The following is a 22,691-nucleotide window of genomic DNA, read 5'->3' as shown; positions in this document are numbered from 1 at the left end:
AGACGCGATAAATCGCCGTCTCTACAATAATCAGTCCTTTGTAGAGACGGCGATTTATCGCGTCTCTTACCTTAACCTACCTGCAACGAAATTTAAATCTGGAAACGAGATTTATAAAAATTTTGGCGATCGCTATTCCCACACATCTATATAATAAGGAAACAGTCACGATGAGCGATAACTATATTTTGAAACGTATATCTGCATACAGACAGCAAATCCTAAAAGAAAATAAAGAAACCCGTCTTTCGCCCAACCAAATAATAGGATACTAATAGTAGTAGCATATACAAAAAATGCATTTGTAGCTTCATCTAAATCATGTTTGAGTGCATCTGAGTACAACTTAATATATTGCAAAATATCTTGACGAAATCTTAGCAAAGGCTTACGGGTAAAGTTTCTTGTAGCGTGAACAGAAATTCTTAACCCTCGTCCTAAAAATACTAGTACCCCTATCGTTAAATACTAGCGCCCCTAACCCCAGACAAATTTTAACGTTATGTTAAGTCGGGATTTTGGCGTTTGAGTACAACTGTAATCAATCCAATAAATCCAATCAGCATTGGGTTTGCTATCGAGTTAGAAGTCACCTGATATAAGCATAAAAATAGCAGATGAATCTTTTACCAGATAGACATTACCGATGCAACAGTCTTTAGACAGTATTAGCGATCCCCCCAGTACCAAAATGCAGGATTCTGCACATAGATCCATGCTGAAAAATTTACTCTCTGGCGTTTTTTTTGAGCCATTATTGAGTGATTTTCGCATTATTTTTGAGCGCGATCCCGCAGCACGGAATTGGCTAGAGGTGGTGTTTTGCTACCCTGGATTGCACGCACTCTGTTTGCATCGTCTTGCTCACTGGTTACATGGTCGAGGAGTGGGTTTTATCCCCCGTTTCATTTCCCACTTGGGGAGATTTTTGACGGGAATTGAAATTCACCCAGGTGCAGAGATTGGCCAGGGCGTGTTTATCGACCACGGAATGGGTGTAGTGATTGGCGAAACTGCGATCGTGGGCGACTTTACACTGATTTACCAGGGCGTTACCCTTGGCGGAACTGGTAAAGAAACTGGTAAGCGTCATCCCACGGTAGGCAAAAATGCAGTGATCGGGGCGGGTGCAAAAGTTTTGGGTAATCTGCAAATTGGCGATCGCGTCCGCATTGGTGCAGGTTCCATTGTCTTACGGAATATCCCCAGCGATTGCACTGTTGTAGGAATTCCCGGCCGAATTATTTCCCGAAATGAAAACGCCAGCCTTTCTCCTTTAGAACATGGAAAGCTCCCCGATATGGAAGCAACCGTGATTCGTTCTTTGCTCTCGCGCGTTGAAGAACTCGAAAAACAACTGCAAGCTTTAGGCGTTAAGAGTCATTAGTCATCAGTCATTAGCAAAGGACAAAAGACAACTGACAAATGACAAAGGACAAAGGACAAATGACAAATCATATTTTGCAGATTCCTCTGAGCGATCGCTGGCGAATCTATCACCGACTGCAAGAGTTAAAAATTCAGAGCTGCTGTTCCCCCGATGGTTCTTTACGAGTGCAAGTGAACAATCTGCTAGAAGCGATTCTAATTCGCAGTACAGTTATGCAACTTCTTGGTTCTCGTCAAGAATTATTAGAGTGGCTAGAGCGTTGCTGGCATTACAGCGATTAATCGCGTCTATTAATCTTGAATTCATGACGAAATTGCTGCACTTTATCCTTTTTGTTCATAGATGCACAAAGCTCAAATAGGTTTAGAGTTTGAAGCTACTGTATGCTTGCAGAATTTATTGCAGACTGAGATGGATTAGATGGAATTTAGATTTTATTTGTTCTATTAAATCTAAAACTTCCCTGACAAATAGCAACAATTAAAAAGGCGAAATTCCTAAATATAAATTGGAATTTCTAATTTTTAAGTTTTTCCCAAATTAGAAATTGAAAGTTCAACCATTTATGGCGACTCGGAATAGAGATATAAGACTCCTCACTTTTTTGCACAACGAACTTGAACTTTCAAATGCCGATATTGCTGTAGCTCTGCGACACCGTGAATTAGAAAATGGGCCACTACCGATGCTCCTCTGGCAGTATGGTTTAGTTGATTTGGAACAGTTAGGAAAGATTTTTGACTGGCTAGCAGAACACAGTTAGCGAATTTGTATCCTGTAGCTTCCAGTCCCATTACCTGCCGAAAGTACACACCAATGCTCTAAAAAATCTGAGGTTACTAAGATGATTACATCCTTAATTGCCGGTTTCTGTGTTTTACTTTGTTCAGGGTTTGCTAATAGTTATATTAGTTCATTGCTACTCGAAGAGGTTTCAACTGACATCGGTAAAAACGATTTGTAATTTATACATTGTTTTAGTTCCCTGTCATACAGATGCGATGCTGCTAATAAGTCAATAATTAAGGATCATGTATCCTACATTATGAATTGTGATATTTTTAGCATTTGCCATCGCTGGGGATTGTAGAGAGAAAGGATATTAAGAATACTTCCAAGAGAGGGATATTTGCAATGAATCAAATCATAATTAATGACACTACACTACGTGATGGTGAACAAGCGGCAGGTGTTGCTTTTACCCTAGAAGAAAAGGTTGCGATCGCTAAGTTTCTCGATTCTATTGGTATTCCTGAATTAGAAGTGGGTATACCAGCAATGGGTGACGAAGAAACCCGGGCGATCGCCGCAATTTCTGATTTGGGTTTACAAGCAAAGCTCCTCGGCTGGAACCGCGCTGTCATCTCAGATATTAAGGCTTCTATTGCTTGCGGACTGAACCGGGTGCATATCGCCATTCCCGTCTCTGGTATTCAAATCGCCGCTAAATTCCACGGCCAATGGCGAGTAAGTTTGCAAAAACTCAAAGACTGTATCAGCTTCGCCGTTGATCAAGGTCTTTGGGTAGCAGTCGGCGGAGAAGATTCTTCCAGGGCTGACGAAAACTTCCTTTTAGATGTAGCGCTTTATGCCCAAGAATGGGGTGCATCCCGGTTCCGCTTCTGCGACACCGTAGGAGTTCTCGACCCTTTCACCACCTACAACAAGGTTAAACGGCTGGTTTCAGCTTTGATGATTCCTCTAGAAATCCACACCCACAATGATTTTGGTCTGGCAACAGCCAACGCCCTTGCGGGTATCAAAGCCGGAGCCTTATCAGTGAATACCACAGTCAACGGATTGGGTGAAAGGGCGGGAAATGCAGCTTTAGAAGAAGTTGTCATGGCGATCAAACGCATCTATGGCGTTGATTTAGGCATTGACACACCCGGCTTGCTGGAACTATCTCAACTAGTTGCAGCCGCATCAGGAGCTAGCGTACCACCTTGGAAAGCGATCGTTGGCGAAAATACCTTTGCTCACGAATCTGGCATCCATGCTCACGGGGTATTACAGAATCCCATTACCTACGAACCATTTGCCCCCGAAGAGGTGGGTTGGGAACGGCGTTTAGTATTAGGTAAACATTCTGGACGGCATTTGGTTTCAAACTTGCTAGAACAGCATGGAATTTTCTTGAACTCCCAAGAAACCCAATCTGTTTTAGACGCAGTGCGCCATCAATCGGTACAGAAAAAACGCAGCCTGACGACAGAAGAACTATTGAATTTGGTCAGAGAACAGAGGTACTCTCATGCAACGCGATGAATTAGAGCTAAACTTGCCACCTGCTTTTGAAATTGGTGAAAAAGTCAGAGTTCGGAAACTGCTCAAGAACGATGGTACTTTTCCTGGTAAAGAAGTCGGGCAAGTTTTAGTCAACAAAGGAGATATCGGCTACATAGCCAGTATAGGAACATATTTGCAGACTTCCTATATATATGCTGTGCATTTCTTGGAAACAGGATTCGTCGTCGGCTGTAAGAAAAAAGAACTAGAATCTGTTGAGGAATCTCATGAAAGTAATGCTACGCATGAATGATGCCGGTACTTTAGTAGTCTACGTTGCTAAAAAAGACCTTGAAGAAGAAGTAGTCAAACAAACCGATGGAAATGATGGCAAAGTTCTCACCTTAGCAAATGGTTGGGAATTAGAATTTCGTGATTTGCCAGACACAGCAAATTTACCTCAAACAGTAGAAGCTAAACGCCTCGCGTAATGGCAGTTAGGAGTTAGAAGTTAGGAGTAATGAATTTTAACTTCTAACTCTTAACTAATGACAAATGACAAATGACAAATGACTAGTTACTAACTTTTTATCAATCATGGGTGACAAACATTTGACGTTATCAGAATTGAATCTTGAGGGACAGTTACTAGGTTTTGTTGGTGGTGAATCAGGAAAATATAAATACTTGCAATTGGCAATTCCATCTGGAAATGTGGAAATTAAATTGTCTAAAGAGTTGCGCCGTTCTTTAAGTTCATCCTTAGTTCCTGGTCAGCAAGTTCGCATCTGTGGTTATAGTAAGATAGATTCGCGTACAAGTGAAATTAAAATTAAAGCTTATCAGGTGACACCAATTAATGGGTGTCAAAATCAATGTTTACCGCCTGAAACAAAACCGAGGATTATGGTATGTCAAAAGGGCGGTTGTCTCAAACGTGGTGGTAAAGGGTTATTATCAGAGTTAGAAAAAACTTTGTGCGATCGCGGTTTGTTAGACAAAGTTAGTATTGAACATACCAGTTGCCAAAAATGCTGTAACAGCGCTCCCAACTGTGTTTTACACCTTGGTAAAAAGAAATACAAGAATATTCATCCTGACGCGATCGCATCTTTGCTAGAAAGTCACTTAACTCAATAGTAGTAACCTTCTCTAGCTATTCTTAAAAAAATACACAACTTTGTAGGGGTAAAATTTTTACCCCTATTTGTTGTAAGTATCATGCAGTAATCTTGTCAAACTGCGATCGGCTAAGTTATAACTGCTGCACTGCTAGTAATAGCCTCCCCAGGCGAATAGAATTCGCGGCTATACGAGACTTTGCCAAACGACCTGGGTTTCAAATTCCTAGAATCCGTGTAGGCGGACTTTCCACCAATATCTTAAATAGCTAAAAATCCATGTCTTTGTTTAGCAATTTACTCAACCTACATTCAGGAAGCAAGCCACGTGAAGATTTTTTTACTGAAATTGTTGCTTATTTTTTGTCTCTGAATAATGATATTTTACTTTGTTGGCTAAAACATCACTCAATCATTAGTGATGAAAATTATTCCAGCATCAATATTTCAACCCAACAAAAACATAAAGGACTTGAAAGGCATACTGAAGATAGTAGATTGGACATTGTAGTTGAACTTTCAACTGGTTTAAATACAGATGTTATCTTTATTGAATCAAAAATTGGTTCTCGTGATGGCAAAAATGCGTTAGAAAAATATGCTGATATTTTGAGTAAATTACCAAATATTAGACATCGAATTTTAATTTATATTACCCGTGATTATGATCCAAAAAAAATCAAAACTCCAGCATTTAATTTAGAGCCAAAGATAAGTTTTTATCAATTGAGGTGGCATCAATTTTATGTCTGCTTACAACAACATGCGACTGATATATTAGCCCAAGAAATATTAATTTTTATGAGAAAAAATGGAATGTCTCACATAAATCAATTTTCATCAGTTGACTTATTGACAATGGTGAATTTTAACAAAACTCTCAATCTCATGGAAGCAACTCTGAGTGATGAAATTAAAGATAAATTTGCTGAAAATTTTGGAAGTGTGACCAGGAGACAAACAACGAGTTTGACTCAATTTAGAGAAAAAAGTAGATATATTATCTATACCCACTTTTCTGGCTGGAATATTTGGTGCGGTCTTGGATACTTTAATTTAAATCCAGAGATTTTAACTGACTATCCATCCCTGGGTATAGTGTTGGAAGTATCACCTAGTTTTGTAAACAGACAGCAAATTATTGAATCTATGCGAAAAGTTATTAATGAGCAACCCATTATATGGGGTCATTCTAATTTATATAAGTCTCAAGAATGGTCAAGTATATTTTATCGTAAAAGTTTACAATATTTTTTATCTACAGAAGACCATTTATTTGCTATCAAAAGCTTTTTTTTAGAATCGATTTATGAGCTAAAAAAGATTCAAAATAGCTATTTCGACTTTCCCTGGAAGGGTGTAAGTATAGAAACAGTTACAGAAGCTGATAAAGAAGACCTAGACACCTCAGCATCCTCCACCACATAACATTAATCAGTTACAGCTATATTAAGATAAAAATAACTCTGCATTCTGGTAGTTGTTATGAGCCTTACTACTGCTAAACGCTTTACTATAGCTGAATATCACCGTCTAGCTGAACTCGGCTTCTTTGAGGAGAATGACCGAGTTGAGCTAATTAAGGGTGAAATAATCCAGATGGCAGCAAAAGGTACACCGCACTCTGTTTGCAGCACCCGCTTATATCGGGAGTTGTTCAAGCTGGTTGTAGAAAAAGCGATTCTTCGAGGACAAGAACCAATTATTATACCTGATGACAGCGAACCAGAACCCGATCTAGTCATTGTGCGAAATCGTCCTGATGACTATTTAGAAGCTCATCCTAGCCCGTCTGATGTATTGTTGGTAATTGAAATTTCTAATTCAACTTTGAAATATGACCAAGATGTAAAATTATCGGTTTATGCAGAAGCTGGTATTTCCGACTATTGGATATTTAATTTAGTAGATAACTACCTAGAATCTTACAGCGAACCTTATAAAGATTTACAAGGTAAATATGGTTATCGCCGCAAGTTAATTTTTTTGCAAAATGAATCAGTTAGTCTGCCATATTTTCCTGATTTAGTTTTGGATTTATCTAAAGTATTTCCAGGTTAATATATGAGAGGTGATGTCTAATGACAAGCCACTGTGGGTATAAGGGTATAGCTTCTATCTGCTGGAGACTTCCCAAGGATTAATAATAGAAATACCACACCCTTCAAAGTCAGAAAAGTTTCGTGTTGCTATGGTTGCTGCATGGGTATAACAAATAGCTGCAATTTGAGCATCGGCTTGGGAAATAGGAGTACCGTTGTGTCGTCTTTGAGATGCAATATTAGCAAAAGCTACAGCAGCAGCTTGATCAAAAGTAAGAACACGAACTATTTCAGACTTTTTAGGCTTCATTAATTCTGATAAAACGTTTGTATCGAAAATAATCATTCTTCCAATGTTGATAGCCTCCGAATAGGTTCTCTAGGAATTTCTGGTAATTCAAAGTCTCCCAACTCAGCAAAACGCTGCTCAAGCATAGTAGCTAAATTTAAGGGATGTTCCTGATTTTCTGCTAGAGCCAGACGAAGAATTTCTCTAGCTTCTTCTTCGAGAGAACGACCATTTTTTTCGGCTCGTTTTTGTAAACGAGATTTGATGTCATCATCAATATTAGATATAGTAATATTGTTCAAAATGAATTAATAAGATATTTATGTCAATTTCGATTATAGCGTGTGTACACGCTATTATCAGTCATAATTGCTCTTTTCCGCTGATACTGGTATCCTCTTAATGTGAACTCAGCGGACGTTAATTCATAGATTTTGACTATAAATTGTCATGCTAGACTACAACACACCTGAGTATCTTCCTTCCTCAGAAGAGTTACCTTGCTCCGACGATACCCCTGTGGATAATGAACTACAAAACCTGATTCCTAACTTATTAAAAGCAATCTTGGCCTTAATTTGGCAAGACCGATGGGACTGGTTTTTTGGTGTTGATATGGGCATTTATGACCGCACAGGTCAAATTCGCCGAACTCCGATAATTCCTGATGGTTTCCTAAGCATAGGAGTCCCACGGCGCAAAAATGATCCCAAGGGACGTTTAAGCTATGTTTTGTTAGAAGAAAACAACGTTTCTCCTACATTGGTATTGGAAGTTGTTTCCCAAACCTATGGGGGAGAATACGATAAAAAAATGGCTGCTTATACTCAATTAGGTATCTTGTATTATGTTATTTACAACCCTGATTATTATCAGCGTGACAAACATCAAGCTTTTGAAGTTTATCGCTTAGAAAATGGAGAATATGTGCGCCTAATTGGTGAGCCTGCATGGATGCCAGAAATAGGCTTAGGAATTGCTAGAGGTATAGGTATCCATGAAGGATGGCAGCGTGAGTGGCTATACTGGTTTGATGAACAAGGTAATAGATTTCCCACTCCAGAAGAACTTGCAGAACAAGCAAGCATTCGTGCAGAACAAGCAAGTATTCGTGCAGAACAGGAACGACAGCAAAAAGAATTAGCTGAACAACTTTTGCAGCGTTACCGGGAACGTTTTGGTGAATTGTCTGATTAATTCTTGGTTATAAGATTTTATTGAACAGCAGTTGAGGTTTGCTGTTTAAAGCATATTTTATCGTAGTAGCCTATTCAGACTACTAAAGATTATTGTTCGATTTAATGTTTCATTAAAAGGCTTAAGTTTTGCGAATCTCTTTAGAAATTAAATCAATCCTTCTAATGCGTGTTGCAAATCATTAGTTACATCAGCAACAGCTTGTCTAGCAGATAAACGATTTTCTTTATACGCTGGGAAACGCTCAGAAATAGATATGGGTTTGCCAATAGTTATTTTTACCTTTTGCTTACCCAATTGTGGACGCTGTACACCTTTATCGCCTTTGATTTTAGCAATCATTTGCCATAAAATTAAAGTCGTCTCAGCAAACCTTTCTACCGTCGGTTTTTCACGAATATAATTACCAGAAACCGCCACAAAACTTTCTACTAAACGCATGTGCCACATCCGCGCATTCGCTTCTTCGGCTACGCGATCGCCTAAAGCTTTCTCGACAGCAGATACTCCTTTTACATCCTTAAAATCTTCTCTAAATATATAATTCCACCCAGCTTGTTCTACGCGCCGACATCGGTCGCTCAAAGTACCTTTTGACTGCAAATCAAAATACTGTTCTGATATTAATAGCGCCGCATTCAATAAAGCTTGCAAACGAACTGCTAACGCTTCATTTCTATCTTCAATTTCTCCTACTACTGTTTTGATATCTGCCAGTTTTAGATGATAAAACCGGGTGTAAAATTTTTCCATCAGCGACAGTAAATGTTCTGCCAAGGTTAATAATCGGGGATAAAGCGATTCTATAGAAGCATTTTCTGACGAATTCACAGGTAAACCACTAGCCGCTTCCAATTCACTTAAAAGATTTGCGATCGCACCCCAAGGAGCATCAACGTAACTATATTTAATCCCAACTGGTACAATTAAAACCTGTTCGGGGCGTTCAGCTTTGTGCAAGTCTTCAGCACACCAAAAGCCTAACTGGGCAATACCGGGTTCCAGGGGACTGATATTCTCCGATAAACCATTGGTTGCACCCTCTGGCGCAGCCGCCATCGGAAATTTCCCATTGGCAAACAAGTCACGCGCCGAACGTAACCCCGTCCAGTCAGCCTTACCTCGCTGAATCGGAGTCCCACCTAAACGAGAAGCAATCCAGCCAACGTGGGAACCTGCCCAGAGAGGAATACCGCGATCGTAGATAAAATGAGCGTGAATCGGAAGTTGTAGTGTTGTGTTCTGCGATCGCGCTATCTTTGGTACAAGTTGAGACAACAAGTAAGTCAAACAAAATGGATCGTCTGTTTTCGGATGGCGAAATGCCAGCATAAAACGGATCTTACCCTCCTGAAACTGGCGATAGAGATCCACCAGAACCTCTACGTTGTCTGCTTCAATTTGGGTTATAGATGTTTGCCAGTTTATCCAACTGGGTAGCAACAGATGGACAACTCGTAGAAATAAGGGGTTAAACGCTGGAGGAATAAATTCTAAGGGTGCTTGTGCTTGATAAATTACATCTGCCAAGGTAGTTTCTCCTAAAGATGCCCTGATTATAATCGCCTGATGATTATTTCTTTTAAGATATCCTAATGGCTGTAATATGCCCTGAGTAATGAAGTAACGTTAAAATCTGCCTTATTGTGCCAAGCACAGCACATCACAAAGGTTGGAAAACTAAGATACCTTCTTAGTCTTAGCAGGTTATTTAATACTGACTTTTCACCCCTAAAACTTACGCACACTCTACGGTTTCTTCTCTACGAAACGTTACACGAACGATAAATTAATCTTTTTGGCGATTTTTGCGTAAGTCCTAACGGTATCGGAAAACCTTTCTCTATATCTCTCCTTTTAGGCTACGGTATACACACAAGTCTTTTAGAGTTGCAATGCGATTGTTTCGAGTGACAATGCCATTGTTTCGGGTGACAATGCCATTGTTTTGGCTGACAATGCCATTGTTTTGGCTGACAATGCGATTGTTTTGGCTGACAATGCCATTGTTTTGGCTGACAATGCGATTGTTTTGGCTGACAATGCCATTGTTTCGGGCGACAATGCCATTGTTTCGGGTAACAATGCGATTGTGATGTGAAAAGTACTTAGGCAGACTTATAGAGTATTTTCTCCTGCAATTGAAAATTTAGGTAGATAGTGGAGGGAGGTTTAGCAGCACTTGCAAATCTTAATAGCAAGAAAGACTCAAGCTAAATTTTGGCAATACATTTTCACCCGATAATTGTGCGGGTAGAATTTGCATTTCCGTATCTTGTTTTTGGCGATAAATTTCTATTTGCTGCTGTTGGGGGTTAATTAACCATGCCAATTGCACCCCTGCATCCATATATTCCTGCATTTTGGAACGCAACATTTCCAAATCATCTGTTGCTGACCTTAATTCAATGACAAAATCAGGTGCAATGGGGGGAAATTTGCGTCTTTGTTCAGGTGTAAGTGCTTCCCAACGTTCTCGTTGAATCCAAGCGGCATCTTGGGAACGGTCAGCACCATTGGGTAATTTGAATATAGTAGAAGAACTGAAAGTGTAACCAAGGCCAGTTTGCCGATTCCAGATTCCCAAATCAATAATTAAATCTGCTTCTCGATTGCCGCTTTCGCCTCCAACGGGGGAAATGATGATTAATTCTCCCTGGGCAGTGCGTTCAAATTTCAATTCCCGGTTATTTTGACATAAGTGATAAAATTGTTCGTCACTCAGGTGAACGGTGTCTAGTTTTAATGTCAAATGACTCATAACCTAGACCTAGATTAAAGGGAACTGGGGACTGGGGATTAGAGATTGGGTGCTAAATAGAAAAATTATGGTGGGGGAAGAATGCCGCAACCTAGTTAAATAGTTGCAGAAATTATATCATGCTATGTCTTAACGGCTGTATGATGCCGATCGCGCTTGCTCTGGGCGCACCAAAAACTAGAATACCTTCTTAGTCAACGCAGGCAAACGAGAGTTTGTATGGCTGCGATTTCTAATCGCCAAGTAGTTTATAAACAAATTAGAGATTCTGGAAAGGGAATAAACGATGCGACTTTCACAAATGTTATTCGTTACACTGCGGGATGATCCGGCTGATGCTGAGATTCCTAGCCATAAATTATTACTCCGTGCAGGCTACATTCGTCGCATCGGTAGCGGTCTTTATGCTTATTTGCCTTTAATGTGGCGGGTACTGCAAAAAGTTTCCCAAATTGTGCGGGAAGAAATGAACGCTACAGGCGCACAAGAATGTCTCCTACCACAATTACAACCTGCTGAATTATGGAAGGAATCAGGACGCTGGGATACTTACACCAAAGCTGAGGGAATTATGTTTTCCCTAATTGACCGCCGCGAGCAACAATTAGGATTAGGCCCAACTCATGAGGAAGTCATTACAGCGATCGCTCGTGATATGATTCGCTCGTATCGCCAACTACCCCTACATCTCTACCAAATTCAAACCAAGTTCCGCGACGAAATTCGCCCCCGCTTTGGTTTGATGCGCGGACGAGAATTTATCATGAAAGACGGCTACTCCTTTCATGCTGATGAAGCCAGCCTCAAAGAAACTTACCAGGATATGTATAAAGCCTACAGCAATATGTTGCGGCGTTCTGGTTTAGCTTTTCGGGCAGTGGAAGCTGATTCTGGTGCAATTGGTGGTTCTGGTTCCACAGAATTTATGATTTTAGCGGAAGCTGGTGAAGATGAAGTTCTTTACACTGAGGATGGTAAATACGCCGCTAACGTAGAAAAGGCTATTTCTTTACCAATTGATGCGGAAACCTCACGGTTTACAACCTACGAAAAACGGGATACACCTGGAACAGAAACGATTGAAAAGGTTTGTCAACTCCTCAACTGTTCTCCCACTCAATTGGTGAAAAATGTTCTTTATCAGACAGTTTATGATAACGGTATAACGGTGTTAGTTCTGGTAAGCATCCGAGGCGATCAGGAAGTTAATGAAGTCAAATTGCAAAATGAATTGACCAAATTAGCTTCTGAGTATGGTGCTAAAACTATTATTAGTTTGAATGTACCAAATGTAGAAGCCCAGCAAACATGGACAGCGAAATCTCTACCTTTAGGCTACATCGCGCCAGATATTGGAGACGAGTATATTACTGCCAATAAACAGATTCATCCCAAGTTTTTGCGCTTTGTGGATCAAACAGCCGTTGATTTAAAAAACTTTGTTACAGGCGCAAATGAAGCTGGTTATCACGTAGTTGGTGCTAATTGGGGTGAGCAATTTAAACTACCAGAGCGAGTAGTAGATATTCGTAAAGCAAGACCAGGCGATCGCGCCATCCATAATCCAGAACAAACCTTACAAAGCGCCCGTGGAATTGAAGCCGGTCATATATTCCAATTAGGCACTAAATATTCTCAAGCGATGGGTGCAACTTATACCAATGAGCAGGGTGAAGAAAAGCCGCTAGTTATGGGTTGTTTTGGTGTGGGTGTATCGCGGTTAGCTCAAGCTGCCGTAGAGCAATCTTACGATAAAGATGGGATTATTTGGCCAGTTGCGATCGCACCTTATCACGCGATCGTCACAATTCCCAACATTAAGGATGCTCAACAAATCGAAATCGCCCAAAAACTTTACACAGAACTCAATCAAGCCGGAATTGAAACCCTACTAGATGACCGCGACGAAAGGGCTGGAGTAAAATTTAAAGATGCTGACTTGATAGGCATCCCTTACAGAATTGTAACCGGACGAGCGATCGCCAATGGCAAAGTCGAAGTTGTAGAAAGAGCCACCCGTAAATCTCAAGAAATAGTCATTGATGAAGTTACCACTACACTTCAACAATGGATTAGCGCCGCAATTCAAGTAAAAAATTAAACAATAAGATTTACGCAGAAGAATAAATACTTTACTTCGCGTTCCTCTGCGTAAACCTTTGCCTTCCTCTGCGTTGAAAATTTAATCATCTCCACAAAGAATGAAATTTACATAATTTGGTAGGTGACGGATTAGAAATATAAATTCTAAAATTAAAAGAGGGACTTGCAAAATTAAAAATAATCGCCTTTTGAGGCGTAAAGTCTCCTCCAGGTGGTGGGAAACTCTTCAGTTATAAGTATCGTCCTTAAGCAGGCTGCTCCTCACATAATTACCATATCAGCCCTCATTCAGGAAGGTTTTGAACATGAAAGACCAACAAGGATCTAATCGTATTTCTTCAGGCGCAATTGCAGCCGTCTCAGCAGTGGTTGTAGCGGTGGGTGGCGGCGTGGCTTGGTTTACTACACACTCCAGCAATCCTCCCACACCGTCAAACCCCTCTGGACGCATCGAACAGCCAGCACAGCCATCAATTAGGCAGCCAGCTAATGAGCAAACCCCTAATGTTTATTGGCTAAAACCGAATGACAAAAGTGTTGCTTTGGTTCCCCAGCCTGTTAAAGTCGCTTCCATACTACCCAACCAGCCTTTAGAAGCAGCTTTCCAAAGTTTGTTAGCAGGCCCACCAGCAGAAGCAACAGGTTCGACAACTATCCCCAAAGGAACTAAATTATTGGGACTAAAGTCAGAAAATGACGAAGTTCACGTTAATTTATCTGAAGATTTTACCAGTGGTGGTGGTAGCACATCAATGATGGGCCGCGTAGGACAAGTTGTTTATACTGCGACAAGCTTAAATCCCAAAGCCAAGGTATACATTGACGTGAACGGCAAACCGTTGGATGTTTTAGGTGGTGAAGGCTTAGAGTTACAACAGCCACTAACTCGTGAAAGCTTTCAGAAAAATTATCAACTTTAGTCATTAGTCATTGGTCATTGGTTTTTTACAAATGACAAAGGACAAATGACAACTGACCTAACGTTTAGTATTTAATACACGAAAATTACGGGCTTGTTCTTCTAACCTTGTGGCAAGGCGATCGCAAACCCGATTACACAAATCAAAAATCATTTCATCTTCCACCCGGTAATAGGCGCAAGTTCCTTCACTGCGGCGGCTAAGGATACCTGCTTGCCACATTACCTTCAGATGTTTTGACACATTTGCCTGAGAAGTCTGTGTTGCCTCTACCAATTCTTGCACGCATTTTTCTTCATCCCTTAATAAGTGGAGCAGCCGCAAGCGCATCGGCTCACTTAACAGGCTGAAGTATTCAGCTACTTGTTGCACCACTTCTGGCGGTAAAGGCAACGTTTGTTTCATCAGGATTAACCCGCAAGGACTGAAGTTTTAACAATTACTCACTTCATATATAGATTAATACTTAATCGGGGTTAATTCGCATCAAAGGTTGACCATATTCTACAGCGTCACCATTTTGGAGAAGAATTTCCATTACCTGTCCAGAGACTTCGGCTTCGATTTCATTCATCAGCTTCATGGCCTCAATGATACAGACTGTTTGACCCTTGCGGATGCGATCGCCAACTTCCACAAATGCTGCTTCCCCAGGCGCAGGAGCGCGATAAAACGTTCCCACCATTGGGGAAGGTACTTCCACTAATCTCTGGTCAATGATTGAGGGAGGGTTTACTGACAACTGCAATTGTGTGCTAGTACCAGTATTCTCGAACACTCGAGATGTGGACATCTCCGTTAGCTGACTCGCGTTCACCTGGTTTCCTCCAGATGAACCCGATGTCGAGCCAGAACCTACCACACCGCCGAAGGTCGCTTGACCTACCGACAACATCTGATTGCTGACGCTCACAGCCTTACGGACTGTTAGTTCAAAATCATCGCTTTTGAGCGTGACTTCTGCAATATCTGTTTGTGCGATCGTTGCCAGTAGTTGGCGGATTTCATTAAAGTCCAATGGCACAGTTTTTATTACCTCGACCTATCCGTAAATTAGCATCTTAAGTGTGGCAGGGATTTAATCCTTATCTAAGGATTTGAATCGGGACTTGCATCTTTGTTAGAGATGAAAGTTATTCCCTGCTGATATACTTATCTTCTTGGGTATCAACTTTGATGCGTTCTCCTTGAGAAATAAACAAAGGAACCATCACAATTGCACCGGTTTCCAAAGTTGCTGGTTTTGAGCCACCGGTAGCAGTGTCACCTTTTAAACCTGGGTCTGTTTGTACAATTTCCAGAACTACAGATTTAGGCAATTCTACTCCTAGCACCTGGTCGCCCCACTTAATAACTTCAGCTTCCATACCTTCCTTCAGGTATTTGACGCGATCGCCAATTTGTGCGCGAGTCAATCTGCCTTCTTCGTAGGTTTCCATATCCATAAAGACAAACTCATCGCCCTCTTTATAGGTATGCTGCATCGTGCTTTTTTCTAGAGTAGCTTGGGGCACAGTTTCCCCCGCTCGGAACGTTTTTTCCATTACGCTCCCACTCTGGACATTTTTTAACTTAGTTCGGACAAAAGCAGAACCTTTACCTGGCTTGACGTGTAGGAATTCAAGCACTCGCCATACAGACCCATCCAATACAATTGAAACACCGGGTCGAAAGTCGTTACTAGAGATCATGAAACTTTCAAATTTTGGAAGACAATCGGCATTTATTGTACCCTTCAAGCGAGGTAATTAGTCATTATTTAGTCATTAGTCATTGGGCATTGGGCATTGGGCATTGGGTATTGGGCATGGGTTATTCTTTTTGTCCCTCTTGTTTGCCTACTTCCTACTCCCTATTCTTTCTTAGCTTCCATCTGCTAATCTGGCTCTTTACATTTAATTTTCACTCAACACTCAACACTCAGCACTCAGCACTCTTACTGTGGGAAGATTATTGATGGGTTACGTCCAGTCAACAATCTAATGCTGCATTTGAGTTATCCCATGCTTAACTTATTAAAATCCTGGCTGAAGAACAGCCTAATGGCAATACTGCTGGTAACAATATTTTTAGGCATAACTACAGCTGGGTGGACTCCCTTCAGTAGTGCCGCGCTGCCAGCCGGCAACGCAATCACCGATGGCAAGGCTTTGTTGCGGTATGCACTCCCGATAGATAACAAACCTGTACGGCAACTACAAGCCAGTTTAGAGGACATCTCTGCCCAACTGCGGGCAAATCGGCGGTGGGGTGCTATTTCCAAGGACATCAGCCAAGCATCCCGAATTCTCGATAAACCCTCCCAAATCTTAACAAGCGTTCCCACAGAACGCCAACCCCAAGCTGAAGCTTGGATTACCGAATTGAAATCTGGGGTGGGTAAATTAGAAGAATTGGCGAAGAACAAAGATAAAGAACAAATTCTGCAAGAGAGAGGCAAACTTTTAAATCTTGTGGCTCAGATAGAAGAGTCAATGGTGAAAGAATTCCCCTTTGAAGTGCCTACTGAATACAGCAACCTGCCACAACTTAAAGGTCGCGCCACTGTAGAATTCAAAACTAACAAAGGCGATTTGACTGTCGTAGTAGATGGTTATAGCGCCCCTATTACTGCTGGTAATTTTGTAGATTTAGTGCAGAGGGGTTTTTATAATGGCTTAGAGTTTACCCGTTCTGAAGAATCTTACTTTCTGCAAACTGGAGATCCCGAAGGGAAAGATGTAGGCTTCATCGATCCCAAGACGGGTAAATATCGCGCTATTCCCTTAGAAGTATTAGTTCAGGGTGATAAAGCACCTACCTATGGCATTACACTAGAAGAAGCTGGTCGTTACATCGATATGCCAGTTCTACCTTTTTCTGCTTTTGGTGCAGTTGTGATGGCTCGTCCGGAAAGTGAAGTAAATGGTGGTTCTTCGCAATTCTTCTTCTTTCTGTTTGAACCAGAACTCACCCCCGCAGGACGCAACCTATTAGATGGTCGTTATGCCGTTTTTGGCTATCTCACTGAAGGCAAGGAAGTTTTGGATAAACTGAAAGCGGGTGACAAAATTGAATCGGCAAAAGTCGTTCAAGGAATAGAAAATCTGGTTGAGCCGCAAGCAGCATAAGAAGAGAGCAGGAAGCAGGGGGAGAATAATTCTTGTACAGACGCGATTAATCGCGTCTCTCCTAACTCCCCTGATTTAGATTCCCGGCGGTGAATACTTGATCAACTGTAATCGCTAATTCTGGAAAAGTTCGCGATCCAATTTCCTGGGTGTCGGTAAAAACTGTTTCTTCGTAAAATCCATCTTCAAGTAATAACACCGAAATTTTTGCTTCCAACGGGTCTACAATCCAATATTCAGGAACCTCTAAAGCCGCATATTCAGAACGCTTATGACGATAATCCCGTTTCACCGACTCTGGACTGACCACCTCGACAATTAGTAACGGCGGTGACTGAAATACTGCTGAGGCATTCGACAATTCCCTGGCTTGCTCAAGCGTCACCACACACAAATCAGTCAACCTAGATTTATTTCTCCCCGTTCTCACACCACTTTCTCGAAAACACAGCCAAGGTGAGCTACAACGTTTGATTTCTGCATCTAGTAATTGCTCAATAAATTTGGCAATCAGGAAATGTTCAATAGTAGGTGGGTTCATTAACTCTAGCTTGCCATCCAGCAGTTCGTAATGAAAACCGTTGCCATCATCATAAGTTAAGTACTCCTCAAATGTGATGCTGGTTACTGGTGTTGTTACCATTCCAACTGACTCCTAGACGATACCCTTATCTTAAACAGTAAATTAAATCATCAGTTTTCTTCGTAATTTTGCAACACGGAAAACCGATTGTGAACAGTGATTTATCTTCCCTACAAGTAAAAGACATTGGTGAACAAGGTCTTTTAGAAAGATTACAGCGTTTCTGTCCTCCAGAAATTATTGGAGATGATGCAGCAGTTCTGGTGACTACACCAGGGCAATCTTTGGTAGTAACTACAGATGTGCTGATTGATGGCGTGCATTTTAGCGATGTCACCACTTCCCCAGAAGATGCTGGATGGCGGGCTGCTGCTGCCAATTTATCAGATTTAGCAGCAATGGGCGCTTCCCCATTGGGAATTACCGTCGGTTTGGGACTACCCGGTGAAGTTAGGCTGAGTTGGGTTGAGCGACTGTACCAGGGAATGACAGAATGCCTGCAAAAATACAATACCTCAATTGTCGGGGGTGATGTAGTGCGATCGCCTGTGACGACTTTGGCAATTACCGCTTTTGGTCAAGTTCACCCCAGTCAAATTATCCGCCGTTCTGCTGCTGTAGTGGGAGATGCGATCGTTGTTACAGGTATTCATGGAGCCTCCCACGCTGGCTTAGAACTGCTCTTACACCCCGAATTAGGACAAAACCTCAAAGACACAGAACGCACGGCTCTAATCCGCGCCCACCAGCGCCCACAGCCACGATTAGATGTCTTACTAATCCTCCAAAAAATCTTAGATCCCCAATACCCCATGCCCATTACTGGTATGGATAGCAGCGATGGTTTGGCAGATGCGATTATTCAAATTTGTCGCGCTAGTGGCGTTGGCGCTGTCTTAGAACGCAGACAAATTTCCATGCCGACAGCTTTTGACAATTGGCTGACACCAGAGCAGGCATTAGCTTATGCTCTATACGGTGGCGAAGATTTTGAATTAGTGCTTTGCTTACCACAAGAGCCAGCATTAGCCTTAGTACAACATCTTGGTCAAGGTGCTGCGATCGTCGGCAGCATTACATCAGGATCAACAGTACTATTGCACGACGAACAAAAAAAATTCCCTGACCAAGTTCTAAGTCTCAGTCAGGGATTTCAACATTTTGGTCAATAGTGCTTTGTCATTTGTGCTTTGTCCTTTGTCATTTGTCTTTTTTCTAATGACCAATAACTAATGACAAATGGCCAATGACCAATGACAAATTACTGCCACTTCTCAGCTACCAATTCTGCTAAATCTAAAACTCGTTGGCTGTAACCCCACTCATTGTCATACCACGCCATAACTTTTACTAAGTCATTACCCATAACCAAAGTCAAGCTGGAATCAACAATCGAAGAAGCATCACTACCTTGATAATCGGAAGATACCAGTTCTAATTGGCTATAGTCCAAAATGCCTTTAAGTGGGCCTTCAGCAGCATCTTTGAGAGCTTGGTTAACTTCTTCAGTAATAGTACGCTTCTCAACCTGAACTACGAAATCTACCATTGAGACGTTCGGGGTTGGTACGCGTAAGGCAACGCCATTAAGCTTGCCTTTCAGGTCTGGGATAACCAGCGCTACTGCTTTTGCTGCACCAGTGGAGGTGGGTACAATGTTTATCGCTGCGGCCCTCGCCCGTCGCAAATCCCGGTGGGAAGCGTCTAGCAAGCGCTGATCGCCTGTATAGCTATGGGTGGTGGTCATCGTACCTTTAATAATGCCGAACTTATCGTTCAACACCTTGGCTATTGGTGCCAAGCAGTTGGTAGTACAGCTAGCGTTACTGATAATGTTGTGTTTGTTGTGGTCATAATCGTGATGATTCACACCAACCACAAAAGTCCCATCCTCGTTTTTACCAGGAGCGGTAATCAGAACTTTCTTAGCTCCAGCATTTACATGCTTCAGCGCTCCTTCTTTGCTAGTAAACACCCCCGTTGCTTCGATAATTAGGTCAATTCCCCAATCTCTCCAGGGCAAGTTTTCTGGGTTGCGATCGGATACGCACTTAATGGTCTTACCGTTCACGATGATAGAGTTATCATCGGCACTAATCTCAGCACCTTTGATCTTGCCTAGCATCGAGTCATACTTCAGCAGGTGAGCATTGGTTCTAGGGTCTGAAGTGTCATTAATAGCGACAAGCTCAATTTTGCTATTCTCTCTACCCACCCAGCAACGCGCAAAGTTACGTCCAATCCGCCCGAAACCGTTGATTGCAACTCTAATCACAATGTCTTGCCCTCTGTATTTATGCTTATATGTTGATATCGTTGACCCCAATCATATCGCAAAGGGGGGGGGCACTTATAACGATAAAGTGTTAGATCAATAAAAAAACACATAATTTATTCAGATTTGTTCGAGTAGAAATTGTTGTTAGTGATATATGATCTGACCGTTTCCGGGACTAAATAACGAATTGACTGCCGTTCGCGGCACAATTTGCGAATTAGACTTGACGAAACTCCGACTATTGGTATATTCAAGAATTGCCAGTGAATGGTAAGTGACTGCTCCCTCAGTCGTTGCTCCACTTGCTTGCAGATTAATTTACTTTGAGTTATAGTCTCACCACCTAGCAGTCGGGGTGCGATTAACCAATCACACATTTGTGCTAGTTCGTGTCCACGGTACCAACGGGGTAAGGTTTGGAAAGTATCCAAGCCCACAATCCAGTACCAGCGAGTATTTGGATAAGAAGCAGATAAGTCAACCAGGGTGTTAATGGCATAAGAAGTCCCAGAGCGATTTGCCTCCACTAGTGAGACAGTAAATGCTGGGTTATCTTCTATGGCTAATTGCAGCATTTTGACGCGATGCTCAAACAAGGCTGCTTCTTTATGAGGAGGATTTAGGGATGGCACCCAAATTACCTTTTCAAGGGATACTTCTTGCATTGCTGTTTCAGCTACGAGCAGGTGTCCCCAGTGAATTGGATCGAATGTGCCACCAAAAATTGCGAGTTGCTGCATCCAGTTATGCGTGGGTTTTATGCAATTAAAAAATAGTTTCATTGCCAATGTACTATTGTAGTCAATTCGTGCCTATACTTGATGCAATTTAAAATCAGTTTCACTAAACAATGTATTATGTAGCCAATTCCAGTAAGGTAGCCAAAAATATGTATTTGACATTACAAGAATTTCTTTCCCGATGTAGCCAAAATTTTCAGAATAATCTTAACAACAGTTCAGAAATAGTAAAAACCTCCAACCAAGGTAAAATCATTTTGAACAAAGAAAACCAGGCCAGAAACATCATCTGGGCATTAAAGATAAACACTATATAGGAGTAGTTACGGTAAAAATCAAATTCCTGTTATGATACGCGTGTCATTTGTGATTATGGTGTGGTGTGGTGTAAAAGGAGCAAGAAATGACTAATTCTGTAGATTTTAGTGGTAGACCATTTCATTTTATTGGCATCGGCGGCATAGGTATGTCTGCTCTGGCATACGTTCTCGCCAAGCGTCAATTTCCAGTATCAGGTTCGGATCTTCGTCCCAACCACATTACGCATAAATTGGAATCTATCGGCGCTCATATTTTTGGTAGACAAGAGGCAAGTAATCTCGAATTCTTTCGCCCTCAAGTATTAAATTCACAAGAAGAATTACTTACTGATACTAAGTCAAAACTACCTCAAGTCATTTGTTCAACAGCAATTAACACGAATAATTTAGAATATAAAGCAGCGTTAGAATTAGGTTGTCCAGTTTTACATCGCTCAGATGTACTAGCAGCCTTAATTGCCGATTACCACAGTATTGCAGTAGCAGGAACACACGGCAAAACTACAACTAGTAGCATGATTGGCTATATGCTTCTGGAAGCAGGTCTAGACCCAACGATTTTGGTAGGTGGCGAAGTCAATGCTTGGGAAGGCAATGCTAGATTGGGACAAAGCCAATATTTGGTAGCTGAAGCAGATGAATCTGATGGTTCTTTGGTAAAACACGCTCCAGAAATTGGCATCATCACTAATATTGAACTCGATCATCCTGACCATTACGATACGTTAGAAGAAGTCATTGACACCTTCCAGACATTTGCTAGGGGTTGTAAAACTTTAATCGGTAGTATTGACTGTGCAACAGTGCGCGATCGCTTGCAACCTACCCTGAGCTACAGCTTACACTCCGATACCAACGCTGACTATACCGTTACTAATATTGATTACCGTGCTGATGGCACCACGGCTCTAGTTTGGGAAAAAGGTAAAGCTTTAGGTGTGTTGAAATTGCGCCTGCTTAGTCGGCACAATCTCAGCAATGCTCTGGCGGCAGTTGCTGTTGGTCGCGTCTTAGGCTTAGAATTTGGAGCGATCGCTAAAGGTATCGCCACCTTTGAAGGAGCAAGACGACGCTTTGAACTCCGGGGTGAAGTTGATGGTATTACCTTTATTGATGACTATGCTCATCATCCTAGTGAGATTCGCGTTACTCTCGCCGCAGCCCGTTTACAGGCAAGACCAGGGCAAAGAGTGGTTGCTATCTTCCAACCCCATCGCTATAGCCGGACACTTACCTTTTTAGAAGAATTTGCCGAGTCCTTTACCCATGCTGATTTGGTTGTGCTGACTGATATTTACAGTGCAGGCGAACCCAATTTAGGGCAAATTACTGGTGAAGATTTAGCGGCAAAAATTGCTAAACAGCATTCTTCTGTAGTTTATCAACCAACTTTACCCTCAGTATATGAGTACTTGCTAAAAACATTACGCCCAGGAGACTTGGCGCTGTTTTTAGGGGCTGGAAACTTGAATCAGGTGATTCCTGAAATAATTACCGCACTTTGCGAACCTGCTAAAGCCACATCTTAAGTGGAAGCTTTGCGAAGTTTCATTTCTGAGCAAAGCGCCCGTCTAGTAATGGTTCCATGTATGAACTCTATTACCGTAT

At 41.6% G+C, this 22,691-nt stretch carries 26 protein-coding genes; 16 read left to right on the top strand and 10 right to left on the bottom strand.

Annotated elements, in window-relative coordinates; all coding sequences use genetic code 11:
* The first annotated feature begins 646 nt into the window (after positions 1-646).
* The 9 genes from cysE to RMZ41_RS22095 all read left to right on the top strand — a co-directional run bounded on the left by cysE (position 647) and on the right by RMZ41_RS22095 (position 6,801).
* Positions 647-1,387, top strand: coding sequence for a serine O-acetyltransferase (gene cysE / locus RMZ41_RS22135; RefSeq protein ID WP_322641347.1), 741 nt, complete (start codon positions 647-649; stop codon positions 1,385-1,387).
* 38 nt (positions 1,388-1,425) lie between these two features.
* Positions 1,426-1,671: an Asr1405/Asl0597 family protein gene (locus RMZ41_RS22130; protein WP_322641346.1), complete on the top strand. Its 246-nt coding sequence runs from the start codon at positions 1,426-1,428 to the stop codon at positions 1,669-1,671.
* Positions 1,672-1,955: 284 nt separating this feature from the next.
* On the top strand, positions 1,956-2,153 hold the full coding sequence (locus tag RMZ41_RS22125) for a DUF2949 domain-containing protein (RefSeq protein WP_174710338.1): 198 nt from the start codon (positions 1,956-1,958) through the stop codon (positions 2,151-2,153).
* Positions 2,154-2,524: 371 nt separating this feature from the next.
* Positions 2,525-3,658 (top strand): homocitrate synthase, encoded by a 1,134-nt coding sequence (gene nifV, locus RMZ41_RS22120; protein WP_322641345.1) that lies wholly within the window; start codon positions 2,525-2,527, stop codon positions 3,656-3,658.
* Positions 3,645-3,932 carry a nitrogen fixation protein NifZ gene (locus RMZ41_RS22115; RefSeq protein ID WP_012407236.1) on the top strand — a complete coding sequence of 96 codons (288 nt, stop codon included), beginning with the start codon at positions 3,645-3,647 and terminating at the stop codon, positions 3,930-3,932. The genes nifV and RMZ41_RS22115 overlap by 14 nt, the downstream gene beginning before the upstream one ends.
* Positions 3,907-4,110: a putative nitrogen fixation protein NifT gene (gene nifT / locus RMZ41_RS22110; RefSeq protein WP_100900485.1), complete on the top strand. Its 204-nt coding sequence runs from the start codon at positions 3,907-3,909 to the stop codon at positions 4,108-4,110. Before RMZ41_RS22115 ends, nifT begins: the two co-directional genes overlap by 26 nt.
* Positions 4,111-4,216: 106 nt before the next feature.
* Positions 4,217-4,759 (top strand): (2Fe-2S) ferredoxin domain-containing protein, encoded by a 543-nt coding sequence (locus RMZ41_RS22105; protein ID WP_322641344.1) that lies wholly within the window; start codon positions 4,217-4,219, stop codon positions 4,757-4,759.
* Between the two features lie 260 nt (positions 4,760-5,019).
* The gene (locus RMZ41_RS22100) at positions 5,020-6,168 is read left to right on the top strand and encodes a PD-(D/E)XK nuclease family protein (RefSeq protein WP_322641343.1); all 1,149 of its coding nucleotides are present in this window, start codon (positions 5,020-5,022) and stop codon (positions 6,166-6,168) included.
* Between the two features lie 57 nt (positions 6,169-6,225).
* Entirely contained in the window at positions 6,226-6,801 is a 576-nt protein-coding gene (locus RMZ41_RS22095; protein ID WP_322641342.1) for a Uma2 family endonuclease, read from the top strand.
* A gap of 54 nt (positions 6,802-6,855) precedes the next feature.
* On the opposite strand, the gene RMZ41_RS22090 is transcribed toward RMZ41_RS22095, so the two are convergent.
* Together RMZ41_RS22090 and RMZ41_RS22085 are read right to left on the bottom strand one after the other, a co-directional pair.
* On the bottom strand, positions 6,856-7,128 hold the full coding sequence (locus RMZ41_RS22090) for a type II toxin-antitoxin system VapC family toxin (protein ID WP_322641341.1): 273 nt from the start codon (positions 7,126-7,128) through the stop codon (positions 6,856-6,858).
* A complete protein-coding gene (locus RMZ41_RS22085) occupies positions 7,125-7,373 on the bottom strand; it encodes a FitA-like ribbon-helix-helix domain-containing protein (RefSeq protein WP_322641340.1) in 249 nt (82 codons plus the stop codon). Before RMZ41_RS22085 ends, RMZ41_RS22090 begins: the two co-directional genes overlap by 4 nt.
* A 148-nt stretch (positions 7,374-7,521) precedes the next feature.
* Between RMZ41_RS22085 and RMZ41_RS22080 the strand changes: the two genes are divergently transcribed.
* Positions 7,522-8,268, top strand: a complete 747-nt coding sequence (locus RMZ41_RS22080) for a Uma2 family endonuclease (RefSeq protein ID WP_322641339.1) — start codon at positions 7,522-7,524, stop codon at positions 8,266-8,268.
* Between the two features lie 147 nt (positions 8,269-8,415).
* On the opposite strand, the gene RMZ41_RS22075 is transcribed toward RMZ41_RS22080, so the two are convergent.
* Entirely contained in the window at positions 8,416-9,798 is a 1,383-nt protein-coding gene (locus RMZ41_RS22075) for a 1-acyl-sn-glycerol-3-phosphate acyltransferase (protein WP_322641338.1), read from the bottom strand.
* Positions 9,799-10,216: 418 nt separating this feature from the next.
* On the opposite strand from RMZ41_RS22075, the gene RMZ41_RS22070 reads away from it, so the two are divergent.
* On the top strand, positions 10,217-10,369 hold the full coding sequence (locus RMZ41_RS22070) for a hypothetical protein (RefSeq protein WP_409875755.1): 153 nt from the start codon (positions 10,217-10,219) through the stop codon (positions 10,367-10,369).
* A 90-nt stretch (positions 10,370-10,459) separates the two neighbouring features.
* On the opposite strand, the gene RMZ41_RS22065 is transcribed toward RMZ41_RS22070, so the two are convergent.
* Complete coding sequence (locus RMZ41_RS22065) at positions 10,460-11,029, bottom strand: Uma2 family endonuclease (protein WP_322641336.1); 570 nt, start codon at positions 11,027-11,029, stop codon at positions 10,460-10,462.
* Between the two features lie 286 nt (positions 11,030-11,315).
* Here RMZ41_RS22065 and RMZ41_RS22060 point away from each other — a divergent pair, with 286 nt between their 5' ends.
* Together RMZ41_RS22060 and RMZ41_RS22055 are read left to right on the top strand one after the other, a co-directional pair.
* Positions 11,316-13,130 carry a proline--tRNA ligase gene (locus RMZ41_RS22060; RefSeq protein WP_322641335.1) on the top strand — a complete coding sequence of 605 codons (1,815 nt, stop codon included), beginning with the start codon at positions 11,316-11,318 and terminating at the stop codon, positions 13,128-13,130.
* 307 nt (positions 13,131-13,437) lie between these two features.
* On the top strand, positions 13,438-14,052 hold the full coding sequence (locus RMZ41_RS22055) for a GerMN domain-containing protein (RefSeq protein ID WP_322641334.1): 615 nt from the start codon (positions 13,438-13,440) through the stop codon (positions 14,050-14,052).
* A 57-nt stretch (positions 14,053-14,109) separates the two neighbouring features.
* Here RMZ41_RS22055 and RMZ41_RS22050 read toward each other — a convergent pair whose 3' ends face one another.
* The 3 genes from RMZ41_RS22050 to efp all read right to left on the bottom strand — a co-directional run bounded on the left by RMZ41_RS22050 (position 14,110) and on the right by efp (position 15,743).
* Positions 14,110-14,457 carry an ArsR/SmtB family transcription factor gene (locus RMZ41_RS22050; RefSeq protein ID WP_193946708.1) on the bottom strand — a complete coding sequence of 116 codons (348 nt, stop codon included), beginning with the start codon at positions 14,455-14,457 and terminating at the stop codon, positions 14,110-14,112.
* 61 nt (positions 14,458-14,518) lie between these two features.
* Positions 14,519-15,076, bottom strand: coding sequence for an acetyl-CoA carboxylase biotin carboxyl carrier protein (gene accB / locus RMZ41_RS22045; RefSeq protein WP_322641333.1), 558 nt, complete (start codon positions 15,074-15,076; stop codon positions 14,519-14,521).
* A 109-nt stretch (positions 15,077-15,185) separates the two neighbouring features.
* Positions 15,186-15,743 carry an elongation factor P gene (gene efp / locus RMZ41_RS22040; RefSeq protein WP_114083704.1) on the bottom strand — a complete coding sequence of 186 codons (558 nt, stop codon included), beginning with the start codon at positions 15,741-15,743 and terminating at the stop codon, positions 15,186-15,188.
* 312 nt (positions 15,744-16,055) lie between these two features.
* Here efp and RMZ41_RS22035 point away from each other — a divergent pair, with 312 nt between their 5' ends.
* Positions 16,056-17,162, top strand: coding sequence for a peptidylprolyl isomerase (locus RMZ41_RS22035; protein ID WP_322641332.1), 1,107 nt, complete (start codon positions 16,056-16,058; stop codon positions 17,160-17,162).
* Positions 17,163-17,223: 61 nt separating this feature from the next.
* Here RMZ41_RS22035 and RMZ41_RS22030 read toward each other — a convergent pair whose 3' ends face one another.
* The gene (locus RMZ41_RS22030) at positions 17,224-17,805 is read right to left on the bottom strand and encodes a Uma2 family endonuclease (protein WP_322641331.1); all 582 of its coding nucleotides are present in this window, start codon (positions 17,803-17,805) and stop codon (positions 17,224-17,226) included.
* An 89-nt stretch (positions 17,806-17,894) separates the two neighbouring features.
* On the opposite strand from RMZ41_RS22030, the gene thiL reads away from it, so the two are divergent.
* Positions 17,895-18,917, top strand: a complete 1,023-nt coding sequence (thiL, locus tag RMZ41_RS22025) for a thiamine-phosphate kinase (RefSeq protein ID WP_322641330.1) — start codon at positions 17,895-17,897, stop codon at positions 18,915-18,917.
* 89 nt (positions 18,918-19,006) lie between these two features.
* On the opposite strand, the gene RMZ41_RS22020 is transcribed toward thiL, so the two are convergent.
* Positions 19,007-20,020, bottom strand: coding sequence for a type I glyceraldehyde-3-phosphate dehydrogenase (locus tag RMZ41_RS22020; RefSeq protein WP_322641329.1), 1,014 nt, complete (start codon positions 20,018-20,020; stop codon positions 19,007-19,009).
* Between the two features lie 116 nt (positions 20,021-20,136).
* Positions 20,137-20,763 (bottom strand): nicotinate (nicotinamide) nucleotide adenylyltransferase, encoded by a 627-nt coding sequence (nadD, locus tag RMZ41_RS22015; RefSeq protein ID WP_322641328.1) that lies wholly within the window; start codon positions 20,761-20,763, stop codon positions 20,137-20,139.
* 403 nt (positions 20,764-21,166) lie between these two features.
* On the opposite strand from nadD, the gene murC reads away from it, so the two are divergent.
* Positions 21,167-22,612 carry a UDP-N-acetylmuramate--L-alanine ligase gene (gene murC / locus RMZ41_RS22010; RefSeq protein ID WP_322641327.1) on the top strand — a complete coding sequence of 482 codons (1,446 nt, stop codon included), beginning with the start codon at positions 21,167-21,169 and terminating at the stop codon, positions 22,610-22,612.
* The last annotated feature ends 79 nt before the right edge of the window (positions 22,613-22,691 follow it).

Origin of the sequence: Nostoc sp. DedVER02 (assembly GCF_034530675.2) — a bacterium.
Taxonomy (GTDB): Bacteria; Cyanobacteriota; Cyanobacteriia; order Cyanobacteriales; family Nostocaceae; genus Nostoc.
This window is presented reverse-complemented; position numbering and strand designations above follow the sequence as displayed.

What these genes read in the sequence shown, in the direction of transcription:
- RMZ41_RS22090 (WP_322641341.1), bottom strand. Translation starts at nt 7,128, where the DNA reads ATGATTATTTTCGATACAAACGTTTTATCAGAATTAATGAAGCCTAAA.
- RMZ41_RS22055 (WP_322641334.1), top strand. Translation starts at nt 13,438, where the DNA reads ATGAAAGACCAACAAGGATCTAATCGTATTTCTTCAGGCGCAATTGCA.
- RMZ41_RS22095 (WP_322641342.1), top strand. Translation starts at nt 6,226, where the DNA reads ATGAGCCTTACTACTGCTAAACGCTTTACTATAGCTGAATATCACCGT.
- nifT (WP_100900485.1), top strand. Translation starts at nt 3,907, where the DNA reads ATGAAAGTAATGCTACGCATGAATGATGCCGGTACTTTAGTAGTCTAC.
- RMZ41_RS22115 (WP_012407236.1), top strand. Translation starts at nt 3,645, where the DNA reads ATGCAACGCGATGAATTAGAGCTAAACTTGCCACCTGCTTTTGAAATT.
- nifV (WP_322641345.1), top strand. Translation starts at nt 2,525, where the DNA reads ATGAATCAAATCATAATTAATGACACTACACTACGTGATGGTGAACAA.
- RMZ41_RS22060 (WP_322641335.1), top strand. Translation starts at nt 11,316, where the DNA reads ATGCGACTTTCACAAATGTTATTCGTTACACTGCGGGATGATCCGGCT.
- murC (WP_322641327.1), top strand. Translation starts at nt 21,167, where the DNA reads ATGACTAATTCTGTAGATTTTAGTGGTAGACCATTTCATTTTATTGGC.
- RMZ41_RS22030 (WP_322641331.1), bottom strand. Translation starts at nt 17,805, where the DNA reads ATGGTAACAACACCAGTAACCAGCATCACATTTGAGGAGTACTTAACT.
- RMZ41_RS22065 (WP_322641336.1), bottom strand. Translation starts at nt 11,029, where the DNA reads ATGAGTCATTTGACATTAAAACTAGACACCGTTCACCTGAGTGACGAA.
- RMZ41_RS22050 (WP_193946708.1), bottom strand. Translation starts at nt 14,457, where the DNA reads ATGAAACAAACGTTGCCTTTACCGCCAGAAGTGGTGCAACAAGTAGCT.
- nadD (WP_322641328.1), bottom strand. Translation starts at nt 20,763, where the DNA reads ATGCAGCAACTCGCAATTTTTGGTGGCACATTCGATCCAATTCACTGG.
- RMZ41_RS22035 (WP_322641332.1), top strand. Translation starts at nt 16,056, where the DNA reads ATGCTTAACTTATTAAAATCCTGGCTGAAGAACAGCCTAATGGCAATA.
- RMZ41_RS22105 (WP_322641344.1), top strand. Translation starts at nt 4,217, where the DNA reads ATGGGTGACAAACATTTGACGTTATCAGAATTGAATCTTGAGGGACAG.
- cysE (WP_322641347.1), top strand. Translation starts at nt 647, where the DNA reads ATGCAACAGTCTTTAGACAGTATTAGCGATCCCCCCAGTACCAAAATG.
- RMZ41_RS22130 (WP_322641346.1), top strand. Translation starts at nt 1,426, where the DNA reads ATGACAAAGGACAAAGGACAAATGACAAATCATATTTTGCAGATTCCT.
- RMZ41_RS22080 (WP_322641339.1), top strand. Translation starts at nt 7,522, where the DNA reads ATGCTAGACTACAACACACCTGAGTATCTTCCTTCCTCAGAAGAGTTA.
- RMZ41_RS22100 (WP_322641343.1), top strand. Translation starts at nt 5,020, where the DNA reads ATGTCTTTGTTTAGCAATTTACTCAACCTACATTCAGGAAGCAAGCCA.
- RMZ41_RS22125 (WP_174710338.1), top strand. Translation starts at nt 1,956, where the DNA reads ATGGCGACTCGGAATAGAGATATAAGACTCCTCACTTTTTTGCACAAC.
- efp (WP_114083704.1), bottom strand. Translation starts at nt 15,743, where the DNA reads ATGATCTCTAGTAACGACTTTCGACCCGGTGTTTCAATTGTATTGGAT.